We start from the raw sequence: 15,099 nt of genomic DNA, 5'->3' as shown, positions 1-15,099 counted from the left end.
ATTACTTCAAATGAGAAGGGACGAGTTCATGTAATGACCAATCATCACCAATGGGCTGCCACGCCGCCGCTCGGCTGGAATAGCTGGGACTGTTATGGAGCTGCTGTCACGGAAGAAGAAGTACGTGGGAATGCGCAATATATGGCTGAACATCTAAAGCCTTTCGGCTGGGAGTATATTGTCGTCGATATACAGTGGTACGAACCTGGTGCCATTTCTTCCGCTTACCGTCCTTATGTTCCGCTCGAGATGGATGCGTTTTCCCGCCTCCTACCAGCAGTGAACCGTTTTCCATCCGCTTTAGATGGACAAGGTTTCAAGCCATTGGCTGATTATGTTCACAGCCTGGGTTTGAAGTTTGGTATTCATATCATGAGAGGTATTCCACGTCAGGCGGTTCATGCTGATACACCCCTATTTGGGACAAATGCAAGCGCACGGTCCATTGCAAAGACATGGGATGGCGCTATTTGCAAATGGAATACGGATATGTATGGTGTCGATCCGGCAAAGGAAGGCGCGCAAGCCTATTATGATTCGTTATTCGAACTTTACGCTTCGTGGGGCGTCGACTATATCAAAGTGGACGATATCGCAGCCTCTCTACTCTACGGGATTCAATTAGACGAGATTCAAATGATCCGGAAGGCTATTGATACGTGTGGCCGTCCGATGGTGCTGAGCCTTTCCCCTGGTCCCGCTCCGCTTGAGTTCGCTGAGGAGCTAAAGACTCACGCCAACCTCTGGCGTATGACCGATGATTTCTGGGACATCTGGCGGCTGCTTTACGGCATGTTCGAACGCTGTGAGAAATGGGCGCCGCATGTTGGCGCAGGAAATTGGCCGGACTGCGATATGCTGCCACTCGGTCACATCGGCATACGTTCCGTTGACGGTGGGGCTAGCGACCGTTGGACGCGATTCACACAGGACGAGCAGCAAACAATGATGACGCTTTGGGCAATCTTCCGCTCGCCGCTTATGTTTGGCGGAGAACTAAGGGACAATGATGCGTGGACATTATCACTACTCACGAATGAAGCAGTGTTGGATGTTCTTCGTAACGGGCGAGATGCCCGTCAATTGTACCGGGAAGAAGAGCGGATTGTGTGGACAACGGAGGGGACCGATGGCGTCCGTTATGTCGCTCTGTTTAATGCTGGTGACGACATCCAGACCGTTCAAGTAACATCATCCCAACTTGGTGCTCCTGCAATCGGTAGTGTACGTGACCTATGGAATCGCGAAGAACTCGGTACACCAGAGGAGCTTTCTTTTACACTTGCCCCGCATGCGTCTATGCTGTTGAAGCTTTCTCTTTAAAACAAAAAAGCGATCTTTAGCCATATTGGCTAAAGGTCGCTATGAGTAACGGTTATAATTGAGACTAAAAAGCAGCCGAATGGGTGCTTTTATTAGGTTTGCGACGGAATGTGATGAACACTAATATAAAGTCTGGTAACGCTAAAAATCTCTTCAAAAAGAAGGTTAAGAACCACCTAACTTCTACTCACCTTTAAATCACCACTCAGTAAAAACCTTTGTTGTACCTAATAATTTCACTTCCCCATTTGGGAGCAGCCCCCAGCTGTTTGCGATAGACGATCCCAGCCATATAGATGCTTATCTCGTACAGGACAATCAACGGGACAGCAACCAGCATATCGGAGATAAAATCCGGCGGCGTGACAAGAGTACCAATCAGAATTAGCACAAAATAGGCAATGCGGCGCATTTTGCGTAGCCGATTCGGATTGAGAATACGGATAGCTGTCAGGAACATAATTATGAGAGGAAGTTCGAATAAGAGAGCGATCGGAATAATAATATTGAACATAAACGTAAAGTATTGGGCCATTCCAAACGTCTCCTCTAAATGCAACTTCGCAGTCATATGCCTAGTAAAAGTGAATGCAAGCGGAAATACAACGAAATAAGCAAAGGCTAATCCTATCAGAAACATGATCAGAGCGAATGGGATATATTTCAGTGTCGCTCTTTGCTCATTCTTCTTCAGAGCGGGCTTTACGAACGCCCATAACTGGTACAAGGCGAATGGAATAGCCGGTATCAAAGCGATAGCCACGGCAAACTTCATATAAATGCCGATCCCATCCCATAGAGAAAAGGCGTGCAAGGCTATTCCGTTTGCCGGCTCTAGACTCATCAAGTAATTGTATAACGGTTGTACGGCAATTAGTCCGAGTATCAATCCAGCCACAAGTACGATCAATATGTAGATAATTCGTTTACGAAGCTCACCGATATGCTCGAAGAGCGACATATCCACGTCTTCTCGAATCTGCTTCTCATTCGACTGTTTCCCTTGAGCAGTGCTATTACCGGCTACCACTTCAGTTCCTCCTTCCAGTATGGCTTCATTAACTAGGAAGTTTCTTATTATCCACTACCTCAACGCCTTCCTTCACTTCAATCCGCTTCGAATCCTTATCCCAGTTGTCACTATCACCGAGCATGTCCTTTGCTCCCGCTTTGAACTCTTTCAGCGTGCGACCGACTGCACGGCCAAGTTCCGGCAGTTTGTTTGGTCCGAATAACAGCAATGCAACAAGGACAAGTAAAATAATTCCTGTAGCTCCAATTCCCGAAAACATATTTTTTTCCTCCCTTATGATTAGGATAGATAAGATTTTTAAATGGTCGTTGCGGACAATCGTCCGGCCAGGAATATCCCCAGGCATATAAAACGTCCCTCCGTGACCATTGTTCCCGGATATATTAATGCTTGGCTCCAAGCCAACTTCCCTTAATCCTTACTCCAATCGAAATCAATTTTATTCAAAAAAGCCCGAGCAAGTACCATATGACCGGTCTGTGTTGGGTGTACCCGATCCAAGGCTAGCGCTGCGGAATAAAGCTCCTTCAATACGCTGTCGAATGCTGCTTGCGTATCAATGAACAAAGCATCTATTTCTTCGGCGATCCGTTTCACGACTATTCCATATTGATCCATCTTTGTTCGCATGTCATCTTGGCAATTGGCTTCGATGAAGAACGGTGTCATGAGCACGAGTTGCTTCGTAACTGGCAGCGCATCCTTCACCAATTCACGAAGTGTGCTTTCGTACTCTTCGATATACACATGAGATGTATGAATGAATGGCGAGTGGAATTGGCGCCATACATCGTTAATACCAATCATGATGATCAGCCAATCTGGTTGCTGATTAATAACATCCGTTTCCCATCTTGCTTTGAGATCCCGCACGTTATTTGCGCTCACTCCCATATTCACAACGCGAATACCTAGTTCGGGATACCCCGACTGCAGCAGCGCATCTATAAGACTTACATACCCTTTTCCGACTCCTCCGTATAGTCCTTCTCCAATCGGCCTTGCACGCTCGCAATCAGTAATTGAATCTCCGATAAACAATATTTTTTGGCCCTTAGCGATTTTCATCCGTATTCCCCCTTTTTCATTTCTCCGAATATAACGTCGCCATGCCTGAACGTGGAATATCAATGGCATGAATTCCTGGTTCTAACATTAGCGTTGATCGCTTTATGCAATTCCCCTTACAATCTTTTATCTCGATTATTTTCTTATCAACGGCACGATCCACCTCGACATACACTTTGCCGTAATGTGATCCATTGATCAGAATGACTATAGGCGGCAGATCACGGTTTAGCGAAATGACCATACGATTGTATACTGCAGCAATCAACTTACTTGTATCGCTAGCAATAACAAGAGGATATAGAAGTTCAGGGTTGTAAGGCTCGAGGTGCCCATCCAATAGTACTTGCTTGTGTTCATTCCAAAATTCAAGCCAATAGCTGACCATTTCTAAATGCTCGTCTGGCAAGGAGTCAAGAAGTACTGAGAGTTGTGGAACAGCAAACAACACATTGATGAACTGTAAGGCTGCGCTCTCCACTGGCTCTTCTTTACTCCACATTAACATGTCAGAGTGTGCCGCAGTATCACCGCACAGCAGACGAATATCAATCGTACGAATCCTATTCTCCAAGAAATCATTTGGACAATCGCCTGCCCGAAACATATTTCCGTATTTCCGCATATTTGGCCCAACATAGCATTGGCGGAATTCGATCATAACTTCTGGATTGATTTGACGTAATCGTTCCATGATAGTTATCATGAGTCGGTCCACAGCTTCAGGTACAGATACATAGTCCATTCCACTACCCTGTTCATGTTTATAATTTCCTGCAAGACGGAAGCTATCAACAAAATCCAACTTTAAACCATCTAATTCCCATTCTCGTATTGCAGCCTCATAGATACCAATTAAATATTCTCTCGCTTCGGGATAGCGTGGATCTATAACTCCAAAGCCCCTCGAGTCGATTGTATAAAGCATCTTATCCTGAAACTTAACCCAAGCTTCACTATGCTTACCAATATAAGGGACGGAATACCAAAGCATGTACTTCATGTCCATGGCATGAACGCGAGCCACATGGGCCTTCATGTCATCTATTTTGTCCGCACATACCTCCCAATCTCCACAATAGGCATAGCCACGCTCATTGTTAGTGGTTTGCCAACCATCATCAACGATGACGGTTGTGCATCCAAGTCCTCTAGCTAAACGACACTGTTCCTCAATCTCGTGTTCCTTTAGATTTTGATGAAAACTGTACCATGTGGAATACATGGGCTCGCGCGCCGCGGCCGGAACTTGTGAAGGCGTTAATCCTGGACGCTCGCACCACCATTGCTGCACATCTCTTAAGCTGTCATAATATGCAATGTTTCGGCGATCCACTCTTAAGGTGGCTTCGTAATAACGAATAGGACTCGATAGTTCCTCAAACAGCGTTATGGAACAATTAAAGATTGCATTTTCCTCATTGACCCCGGCCTTGCACACAACTGCATTCAAAGTATCTGAAAACGCAAACGTCATTCTATTGTTGCTTGCCCCGCTAAATAAACTAACGACTGGCGCGGAATTGGTTGACCTGCTTGAAAAGCCGGATTGCCAATCAGGTATCAAACTGCGGTTGCGGTTTCCATTCGGATGCCATACGCCAGTTACATCACAAATCGGGAAGCTCCATGATACTTGCATAACAGATGGTATACATAGTTGATCAGCTTGGAGTTGGATATGAACGAATTCTATACCTTCATCATACGATTCAACACTAAGCTTCGCATGAAATTGCTCACTTTCACTAACGAACTGATAGGGGGAATCTTGAACATGTACAGCTTTCATATAAACAACCTCCCGTTAAGAAACGAAGAATGATAACAAGCGCTACATTGCCTTTTGCTTTCGGTAGTCCCCTGGCGTTACGTTCATCACTTTCTTAAACAATCGAATGAACGAAAGGGAATGTGTGTAGCCCACCTTCATTGCAATATCTTGAATAGAAGCATTTGTTTCCTCCAATAACTGCCTCGCATGTCGAATGCGGAGAAGCGCCAAATAATCGACGAACTTTTCCCCCATCTCGTCCTTGAACAACTGACTAATGTACTTGGTATTTAATTGAAAATGGTCGCTGATCATTTGTAATGATAAATTCGGATCCGCATATTGCTCTTCAATATACGATTTAATGTCTAGAATCAACGTGTGACCGCTCCGCTTTTCACGCATTCGGCGAATATGATCAAATGTTTCTCCAAGCAGATCGTGATACTGCACTTTGACTTCATCCAACGTTTCAAACTTCCCTACTATTCCCGAGAGTTTAGGGTATATTTCCAAATCCCAGTTTCTGCGGTATTCATACGCCATTTCCTCCAATGATTGATTCAGATGATAGTTTAAGTAATTAACCGCGATGATGATCTCTTCCTTAGAGCTCAGGTTATTATGTAAATTCAAAAACATCTCCTCGAAGATCAATTCCCACTCCTCATTGTTTTGTTTGAAACAGGAGGTAAGCTTACGAATAATATCCAAATTGCGGTAAATCGTATCCGAAGACTTGGCGTTCATCTCCGAATATAAAAACGTTCCCGCTCCCCCTAGCACAGTCTTGTATTTCAACGCATTTCTTGCGTCCTCAAAGGAAAGCGGGATTTCGGTTACCTCTACCACACCGGAACCGATGCCCGAAGTAACCGAAAAATGAAGATGATTCTCCACCCACACGCGGAGCTCTTCCCCCATATTCTTCAGTATTCGCAAACTCGCTTCTTCATCGCTTGCCGTTCCATACAGGACGCCGAGCCGTTCATTGGCGATCCACTCCGACCAAACAGGGATAGCGTGCTTTCCGGCAATTTCGTTCACGACACTTTTCACAACAAACTTAAGCAAACTCTGATCCCGCTGATGATAAGCGCTTGTGAACTCCTGATATTTGTCGATTTCAATCACTGCCACAATCAGACATTTCAACTCATGGGTACTCTCCAAACCGTTGAGTTCCCCAATCCACTCCTCCGGTGAAATCGCCCTGGTGCCCTTTATCGTTTCCTGAAAAAAATATTGACGCCGGTATAATAAATCCTCTTGATGCTGCAGTTCATATTTGTTGGATTGTTCAACCAACTGATTCAGCGCAGTCTCAATGAACCGAAACTCATCATTTCCACCATTTGCGATGAGCAACTGGCTTTTCTGCTTGGCAAAATGCCGGATTTGTTCGACAATCACTTCAACCGGGCGATAGTTCCTTTTTGTGGCCAATATAAACCATACGAAACCCATGATCAGGGTTCCTGCAGTTATTCCTAACCAGATCCAATGAATACGGGAGAACACATGATACAAACCGCCGTCGCGAAGCCCGCTGTGAATAATCCAACCGGTATAAGCCGAAACGGCGGAATTGATTTCAGACCCGTTTTGAGGAGCATTGGCGTTCAGAATATCGGTTCCGTTCTGATCCTCCAGTTGAATATAACTGAATTTAGAGCTGGACATGTCCAATATGTACTTGGCGAGCTCCTGAACGCCTACGTTGACGACAATAAAGCCTCTATCTCCGCTCAGCAGCGGCACATTACGCACCAGAGTGATGACGTTTGTCGGAGGCTCGTCTGCAAACTCCCTGTACGGGCGAACTGGAAACCATTTCGGCGGCGCTCCTTCCCGCAATATTTCTCTTGCAAACTCTTGGTCGCCGAACTCGCTTAGCGGCATGATCACGTTTTTGCTCAGTACCATTTCATCTGCCGTGCGGTACATATAGATTGAATCGACAAGCGGCAGGGATCTGATCGTTTCACGCAGTTTTTTGGACGGCACGACAAGGCTTTCGAATACTTCTTGCGATGATTTGAAGTAATAACCCTTCAGTTCATCGTTATAACTCGTTTCCTTCATAATTTGTTGGCTATTGAACTCCAGCGTTCGGTCCAACTGGACGAGAACTTGTTCCATGAACACCTCATTCACCCGTTGAGCTTGTTCACGAGACACATTATTCACAATAGCAAAAAAGATAATCGACAAGCTGAATATAACGAGGATAAATATCGGCAGATAGGAAAGTAAGAGCCGAATAAACCATTTGCCCGGCATGTGATGCCCCCCAATAGGTTCGAATAGCATTTAGACTTATGAACAATCAGCGGAGATATACGTTCAGAATCGTTGAAATAAACGTCCTGGTCAATATACAACTTTCCGTCAATATACGTTATTGTATCATTGCCTGCTATTAACCCTGCAACCACAAGTTTCTTTCATCCTAATAAATACGGCGCCTTCCGCTGAGGGCGCCGTTTCATTCCTTGCTTATTTTTTCTCGTAGATATCCATGACTGTAACGATCTTGTCTTTATTTTTATTGTAATACGTATTGTACCACTCTTCGATTTTACCGCCGCCTGCTTTGGTCCACATGTCCTTCGCCGTTTGAGTAGCCATTTGCACGCTATAGTCCTTGGTGACGATCGCCTTCGAATACTCGTCTCCCAATTTGGAAACGCTCTGATTGATCATATTCAGGTCGTTCGGCAGGGCCGGTGTGTTCAGGAAAAAACCAGGTATCGGCGTTTGCGGATTCACATAGGTTTTACGTGCAGTCTCCAGAATGGCTGTATATTCCTGACCAACGGGAGTACTCTTGTCGATATCCATGATTCGGGGATCGCATTTGAGAGTAGCATCGGTTGGATTGCTCACCAAGGAATAGTCGCCGTTCCAAGATTTTTCCTTTTTGTTTTTCTCTAGGTCTATAGGAGCCGGACAACCATTAGCATCCAATTTATAGTGTTCTCCCTCGATTCCCCATTTGAGCGCTTTCACCGTCTCTTCTTTATTCAGAAAATCGATGTATTTGATGACGGATATCGGATCTTTCGCTTTCGCGTTAATAACACCCGGTGTCGCTCCCGCCCCGGACAGCGCCGGAGCGAACTGGCCGAACTGGCTCCTCGGCAGCATGATCGGAATGACATTACCTTCAGGCACGTTTTTCTTGAAAGCCTCGAACGTCGACTTTACATCGGCCCACTGCATCGTATAAAAACCCAGTTTTCCGTTTACGAAATCGCGCTTTGCCTTTTCCCCATTCGCATCGGCGGCAAAATCCTTATCAATTAGGCCATCCTGATACAACCGCTTCTTAAATTCGGCGATAGCCTCCGTTTGCTTCCAAGGATATACCATTTTCCCGTCTTCCAAGGCTAAGCCAGCGCCAGGCACCCCAAAAATCCAGTTGAATATATTTTGGTTAAACCCGCCCCCAAGCGACATACCGAACGTATCTTTTTTGCCGTTTCCATCCGGATCGTTCTCTGTAAACGCTTTGGCGACGGCATACAATTCCTCGGTTGTTTTCGGAACCTCCAGATTGAGCTTCTTGAGCCAATCCGTCCGCACCAAGAAAACCCAGTTGATGTCCGATGGAACGAAAGCTCCGGCTTCATACAATTTTCCGTCATCCTGGGTTCCCAGCTTGCGAAGAATCGGGTATTTCTTCAGCAACGCTTTATATTCCACACTGTATTTTTCGATGAGATCATCCAAGGGCATTAGCTGCTTGGACGTGTACCAGGCATTTTTGTTCAAAGCATCGTAATCCTGGATAAAATCCGGCGCAGTGCCCGAAGCGAGCAGGACGTTCAGCTTTTCTCCCGGATTGTTGCGCAAGATCGGCACGAAAGTGGCGTCGACCGGCCCATTTTTGTTGATCCACTCGGTCCAACGGTTTTTCTCGTAGGTGCCTTCATCTGCGGGAACGCGGCCTCTGTCATAGACCATGACGGAAATATTCCCTCTTTTTTGCGCTTTAGCCGTAGCCTGCTGATCAGCCGATTCGTTTCCTTGCTCCTTGCTGCAGCCTGCGAGCACGGATCCTGCAGCCAACATTGAGGTAAGCGCCAATAGGAACGTTTTATTTCTTTTCTGCACAGATAATCCTCCCTTTTTTTAGTAGAAGCCTTTAAGTTTAACGATGAAAAACTGCAACAACCTTATCTCTTGAGCATCACCCCCTACTAAAATCTCGTTATGACTAGCTCTAATTCAATAGGAGTTCAGGAGGAGATGCAATACACAAGTTTTCGGTTCGGTATACGATAATCCAGTTCCAGCGTTATATTGGTAAAATTGTATATAACTGATTATCGCTTATCGGACATAAACTCGCTTGTTTCTGCGTCTACGTTATGTCCACCTCGACATCGTTAATCAGAGCAATTATTTTTGTCCCGTCCGCAAATTGATTGCTTACAATATTTACGTTCTTGCATGCATAAAGCTGAATCGGGTATTGCATGACGTTATGCAGCGGATAGGAATCGCTTCTCGTTATGACATTGCCCGCGAAAGTGATTCCGTCGATAGAACGGCCATACACAATGCCGACATCGAACGTAGCGAAAACATTGTTTTCAATCGAAATGTTGCGGTGATAACAGGCCTCAAATGACTCCGGACGCTCAATCTCAGGATCGATGTCAATAACGGCTCTTCCCCAGTCCGGACAGCAATAATTGCAATCCAAAAATTCGTTGTGGCGAATTATAACTTGCTTCACCGCCCCCGACTCGAACCAGTAATTGGCGTCACCGGAAATTTTAACGCCGGCCCCCGGGGCGCTGATCCTATTACCCTCAAGCAGCACGTTCCCCGATGTGCTAATCAAGAAACCGCGGGCGCGGTTTGACCTCACGGCGCAGCCCACGACCGTCAGATCGGGATTCCAAGTCGCATTCCCGACCATGTCGTCGACGTTCGCGTCGCTAGGCAGCGGCTGCTCGAATGTCAGCAGCAGATAGTCCTTATTCAACGCTTTCACATCTTTAATCGTAGAAACAGCATACGTAAGCAGCGAATCGCGGCGAACGAATTCGATCGTATCTCCCGGCTCGGCAATGGGAATGCCTTTGGCCATACGATGAACCAGCTCGATCAATAACCGGTTGTCGCCAAGACGCTCCGCAATCCGGGCATATATGCCGTGTACGTTGCACGGATCGTCCAATTGATTCTCGAACAAACAATGGTCGATGACGATCTGCCCCCGGCAGTTGACAAAATGAGTGGCATCGGCGGCGGCGGTTACGAGTCGGTCTGTTCCGGGTCTAAGCATCACGTTGAATTCACGCAAGTGAATATGCGTACACTTCTGTGCAATGAGTCCCATCCCCGGGGCATGATGGACATGGATCGATTCCAGGCTGAGCTGTTCCCCGCCATCGATAAAAAAAGCCGGGTCCTCTCTTCTGCCGAACCGCATGACGATAACGTTTCCAGCTTGCGGCAGCTTGATGTTGTCACCACGATACTTGATCACGCCCGCTGCTGCTTCCTCGACGCGCACTTTGCGGTAAGCGCCCCAGCTCAGCCTGTCGCCGCTTTGATAGGCAGGCGCCTTTGTCTGCTTGTCGAATTCGTTCAGTCCCCATACCTTTTCCAGTTTCCCGCCATACTCGAACCACACGGCGTTTCCCTCAACTTTATAGTAGGCACCTTCGGGCAGTTGGATATCGAACGATTCAGCGTCTATACGGCAGACCGTTCCTTGGGCAAACATCGGCTTCTCCCAATCGATCACGAGGTTGCGAATCGTTGTATGACTGCAGTCTTCCATAACAAACGGAATCATCGGACCATGGAAAATAAATTCTGAGCCTTGTCCGTCAATCGTAAACCCGTTTCTGCCGGTCAAAAGAAAGGCTATGCGCCGCAATCCGTCCTGATCGTGATTAGAAATAAACAGATGCTTCTCTATTGCTCTATCGGGCCAAAAATGATAGACGCCCTGCGGAAACACGAGCTTAGCGCCATCGATTTCTTTACATGATTCTAGCGCCGATCGTACGGCCAGTGTGTTGTCAAATCCTTGTTCCGGCTTCACCCCAAACAGCTCCGCGCGAACAATCATATGGTTATCCCCCTTGTGCCTGTCTGGCGTCATAAACTAGCAAGCTCTCGCCCAACCCGTTCCAACAGCTGACGGCATAAGTCGGCGAATGGCACGACTCTCCATCCAATTGATGACGATAGAAGGTATCCTCGCCCTCCCAAAGCAAGCGGAAATCATCCTCGTCCTTAAACCGGACATATAGCTTGTACCCTTCAACCCCGAGCATTTGTCCCCAAGCAAGCTCTACCGCATTTCCGGAGTCTCTTCGGACTCGCAGCCCTTGCGGGACCGATGGCGGCAAGTCACTGTAATAAACAGGGTAATCGGCGGACGGCTCACTTTCACTTAACCCGGTAAGAGCTGTAATCCGGACATGATGTTTCCGATGTCCGTCCGCATGCAGACGGTACTTCAAGTCATTTGTCATACCGGCCACTGTCCATCGCTCCCCATGATCGGAGCTCGTTTCAACGCGGTAGCATACCTCCCCAGTCGATCTCTTCCAATGAATGACCGCACCGCCTGCAACCTGTACCGCTTTCCTGACCTCAGGAGCCATCGGAGCAGGAGCTTCTGACCATTCGAGGACATAGGACCCTTTCGCTTCGATTGGGACGATGATTTGCAAGCCGTCGCGTTCATCGATTTGAACCGGTACGGCCGTTCCATTTATGTACATGCCGATCTCGCCGCCCGCCAGATCGATCGTTGCAAGCGAATCGGCATGAATACGAATCGTCAAGGTGATGGGACCGTTTGTTTGACAGCGGCCTATGAAACGCCCTGCCAAATCGAAGGTTGCTTGAACCGCTCCTTCCGCTTCTCCATCGACGGATATACTGAACGGTCCACAGCAAATGTAACTGCCGGCAAGGATCGCTAACGTAACTCCCTCCGCCCGTCTTCTGATCCAGCCCGCCCGGCCTTCAAAGGCGCTCTCCGCTTCCTCCCAGCGGAACGGCTTCTGTCTGCGGAATATCATATCGTTGCCATTTGGCGTCATGATCGAGCATCCGTAACCTGTATGCTGGGGCTTAACCGATTTGTACGGCGTAATGACCGTCATGAAGTCTCCTGTACCGTCCAGCCACATTCCCCTGGTCATGCCAGTGGCTAACTCCGTTCTTTTCGTTATGTTCCCGTAAACGGGATGAATGTGCGGGAACGTCTCCTCCTTATGCACAAACCATGAGAACCTCCGATAGACGGAGGAATTGAACACCGCATCATAAACGACGATGTAATCGGTGCCGACCATCATGACGCTTCTGCTCGCATACTCGGGCCAAGCGTACGCATCTTCCTTCGCCGAAACGATTTCCGCGAACGAAACGGCGCCTAAGTCGACGAGAGGACGATGAAGACTGTTCGGTCCGATCGACCGGTACGCTCCCTTTTTAAAAATACCGAAATTCGTACATAAATCGGTGTCGGCCAATCGGTCATCCCCTACGTCCTCATGACCGTTATGGCTGAACGCCTTCCCTCCGGCATAGTAATACAGCACGCCGCAACCACCTTGACCGCTTATCCCCCAGCGATAATTATAGCCCTTATCCAGCTGCTGCAGCATGACGAACGCCTCCTCCGGGGTGCTGACTCCCGCTCTGAGCACGATACCGTATCCGGTATATTTACAGCTTGTCAACCTCGGCTTCGTGCCCCTATTCGGTGAATACCGCTTCTGCATAAACTTCCATGCGGAAGCTGGAGAGGCCTCAAAGTCGGAATCATCTGGTGAGGTTGCCCATAGAATGGCTTCCGCCGTCATCGGATCGTACTGTATCAGTTCATGACCGAGCTGACGGAAACTCCAAGGTGGCACTCTGCGCCTCGCATGGGCGCCTTGCGGAAGCAGCAATCTTGCCTGCTGCTCAACCCCTGCCTGCAAATCTATGGAAGGACTCGCCAAGCTGTTCAGAATCCAGCGCGCTAGCTTCGGCATCTCCTCGGTCAGTAGGTGGTTGTCTCCGGTATAATAATATTTCAGCATATGGGCGGTCTTCATCACCGGCTTCAAGAAAGCCCAAACATAGCAAGCAACGTTCTCCGTCCACCTTCCGCCMCTAGCATCGATCTGTTCTTGATCGGACCGCGTATGAACCCGCATGTTCCATTCAAGCGACCGGTCGAACTGCTCGACCCATTCCCGAGCACAAGGATGCTCGGGAAAGAACACCGCCATCAGCGCTGGAACCCCTCTGACATCGGACAAAAAATTAGGGTGTCCGCTGAGCATCGTTTGTAGCGGCATGTAATCCTCCGATGCGTGCAAATACGCCATCAGCAAATACATGCCCGTAATCCTTCGCCGTTCATCCCCTGTCATATGTTCCCTAAGACGGTGATAGGCGTCGATCCATTCATCATAAATGGCTCGTGTTGGTACCGGAGAGAAGCCTTGATCCTGACGAGGACCATACAACGCGAGTCCGTTTACAAGTTCGGTATTCCGAAGCATGCTGTCCAGCTCGGCTACCGTAGCGATTGTTCCCGTCTCGAACATAGGCTCCGGATAAGCTCCGTCATCCGGATACGTGAGCACCCAATCTTTGATTTTATCCAGACTGAGAAGGCTGTACCACTGCTGCAGCCAAAGTGTATGCGAGCTCGGCCCTCTCGGACATGCCTGCCCGCGGTCGGCCGCTTCTCTCCATATTCGATCAAGCCGCTCGACTTCTGCAATATCTTTCCGATGGTCGTAACAGCAAACCGCAGTGGATCTGCTGCCGTTTCGGATCGGATACTTCCAGCTTAGCCGTTTGTCCTTATAATGGTACTGAACGGCCAAACGTTTGCCGGAGCTCCATATGCTGTATTGTCCGTCGTTCCATCTCTCCGGATTTCGAATATAAATACCGACGCTGTCCATCGCACCGTTATCCCAGAAAGTCGCCATGTTCAAGCGTTCGAACCCTTGCCACGGTTCATAAGGAAGTAGGCAGAACGGCAGCTTCGAGTCGCCGGAGGCGTGCACCCGCAATTCAATGTGCGTGTCTGTCACCTGCCTGTCGATTTCCTCGAAAGGATATCGCTGGAAGCCTTCGAGCCTGTCATTCCTATTGAAAGGTCGGTTGGGCGCATATCGGTGAGTAGGATGGAAATGTATCCATTCCGTACACAGATGAACATCATCCTCGTCGCTGAAACCGTCCATCTGTTCGTCCACTTCTACGAAATCCATCCCGCTTATCATCTTCAAGGTTATGACGTAGGCTGCTTCATCCACCAGACACGTTATTTGGGCGACAACCTGAAGCGGGCCGTTCTCGACGATGGCGCATCTCATGCTGGCCTTCGATCCGTTGTTATAAAGGTAGGAAACTCCCTGCCATACGCCGCTTCTTCCAATCTGGTAAACGAGCATTCGTTCGGACAGGCTTGTGGATTGACTTAACGCATCACAAGGAATTGCTAGCTGTATTCGTCCGTTGTCGATGATCCACAAGTCGTTCTCCAGGGTGCACTGCACCCTGGCATTCCTAATTTCGTCTCCTTGGTCCCGCTGCGCCGCTTCTCGCTCTTCGGCTACCGACAGCTGGTAGGCGCGTCTCCCGGCCGAAGGCAGATCGGTCATAAAACGGAGCATAACTTCCGCTCCGCCMTGGGATAAATCTGGAGGCGACAGCTGAAACATAACGTTATGACCGGTATCCATGTCGGTTAACCGCAGCGTTGACGGGTCCAACCCAGAAGTAAGAATCAAAGGATAGCTGACTAGCGTCGTCGGCCATTCGAAGTACGGATGACCCAGCACATCTTCGAGTAGGATGGTCAGCGGATTTCCGTTAAATGTTAAAGTCGTCATCATGTTCTCCTTTG

At 48.2% G+C, this 15,099-nt stretch carries 9 protein-coding genes; 1 reads left to right on the top strand and 8 read right to left on the bottom strand.

The features are described from left to right. The first annotated feature begins 33 nt into the window (after positions 1–33). On the top strand, positions 34–1,323 hold the full coding sequence (locus tag AC1DLM_RS07095; protein ID WP_477569532.1) for a glycoside hydrolase family 27 protein: 1,290 nt from the start codon (positions 34–36) through the stop codon (positions 1,321–1,323). A 205-nt stretch (positions 1,324–1,528) separates the two neighbouring features. On the opposite strand, the gene tatC is transcribed toward AC1DLM_RS07095, so the two are convergent. The 8 genes from tatC to AC1DLM_RS07055 all read right to left on the bottom strand — a co-directional run bounded on the left by tatC (position 1,529) and on the right by AC1DLM_RS07055 (position 15,088). Next, complete coding sequence (tatC, locus tag AC1DLM_RS07090) at positions 1,529–2,284, bottom strand: twin-arginine translocase subunit TatC (RefSeq protein WP_477569604.1); 756 nt, start codon at positions 2,282–2,284, stop codon at positions 1,529–1,531. A 97-nt stretch (positions 2,285–2,381) separates the two neighbouring features. Beyond that, positions 2,382–2,615, bottom strand: coding sequence for a twin-arginine translocase TatA/TatE family subunit (gene tatA / locus AC1DLM_RS07085; protein WP_171632389.1), 234 nt, complete (start codon positions 2,613–2,615; stop codon positions 2,382–2,384). Positions 2,616–2,767: 152 nt separating this feature from the next. Next, a complete protein-coding gene (locus AC1DLM_RS07080) occupies positions 2,768–3,424 on the bottom strand; it encodes an SGNH/GDSL hydrolase family protein (protein ID WP_441988245.1) in 657 nt (218 codons plus the stop codon). A 16-nt stretch (positions 3,425–3,440) separates the two neighbouring features. Next, positions 3,441–5,216 carry a glycoside hydrolase family 36 protein gene (locus tag AC1DLM_RS07075; RefSeq protein WP_477569531.1) on the bottom strand — a complete coding sequence of 592 codons (1,776 nt, stop codon included), beginning with the start codon at positions 5,214–5,216 and terminating at the stop codon, positions 3,441–3,443. Positions 5,217–5,258: 42 nt separating this feature from the next. Next, positions 5,259–7,481 (bottom strand): helix-turn-helix transcriptional regulator, encoded by a 2,223-nt coding sequence (locus AC1DLM_RS07070; RefSeq protein WP_477569530.1) that lies wholly within the window; start codon positions 7,479–7,481, stop codon positions 5,259–5,261. Positions 7,482–7,697: 216 nt separating this feature from the next. After that, positions 7,698–9,317, bottom strand: coding sequence for a type 2 periplasmic-binding domain-containing protein (locus tag AC1DLM_RS07065; protein WP_441988242.1), 1,620 nt, complete (start codon positions 9,315–9,317; stop codon positions 7,698–7,700). A gap of 250 nt (positions 9,318–9,567) precedes the next feature. Beyond that, positions 9,568–11,295 (bottom strand): right-handed parallel beta-helix repeat-containing protein, encoded by a 1,728-nt coding sequence (locus AC1DLM_RS07060; RefSeq protein ID WP_477569529.1) that lies wholly within the window; start codon positions 11,293–11,295, stop codon positions 9,568–9,570. A gap of 4 nt (positions 11,296–11,299) precedes the next feature. Beyond that, positions 11,300–15,088 (bottom strand): hypothetical protein, encoded by a 3,789-nt coding sequence (locus AC1DLM_RS07055; protein WP_477569528.1) that lies wholly within the window; start codon positions 15,086–15,088, stop codon positions 11,300–11,302. Between the last annotated feature and the right edge of the window lie 11 nt (positions 15,089–15,099).

It is taken from the genome of Paenibacillus sp. 01T442 (assembly GCF_056398345.1).
This window is presented reverse-complemented; position numbering and strand designations above follow the sequence as displayed.

What these genes read in the sequence shown, in the direction of transcription:
- AC1DLM_RS07095 (WP_477569532.1), top strand. Translation starts at nt 34, where the DNA reads ATGACCAATCATCACCAATGGGCTGCCACGCCGCCGCTCGGCTGGAAT.
- tatC (WP_477569604.1), bottom strand. Translation starts at nt 2,284, where the DNA reads ATGTCGCTCTTCGAGCATATCGGTGAGCTTCGTAAACGAATTATCTAC.
- tatA (WP_171632389.1), bottom strand. Translation starts at nt 2,615, where the DNA reads ATGTTTTCGGGAATTGGAGCTACAGGAATTATTTTACTTGTCCTTGTT.
- AC1DLM_RS07080 (WP_441988245.1), bottom strand. Translation starts at nt 3,424, where the DNA reads ATGAAAATCGCTAAGGGCCAAAAAATATTGTTTATCGGAGATTCAATT.
- AC1DLM_RS07075 (WP_477569531.1), bottom strand. Translation starts at nt 5,216, where the DNA reads ATGAAAGCTGTACATGTTCAAGATTCCCCCTATCAGTTCGTTAGTGAA.
- AC1DLM_RS07070 (WP_477569530.1), bottom strand. Translation starts at nt 7,481, where the DNA reads ATGCCGGGCAAATGGTTTATTCGGCTCTTACTTTCCTATCTGCCGATA.
- AC1DLM_RS07060 (WP_477569529.1), bottom strand. Translation starts at nt 11,295, where the DNA reads ATGATTGTTCGCGCGGAGCTGTTTGGGGTGAAGCCGGAACAAGGATTT.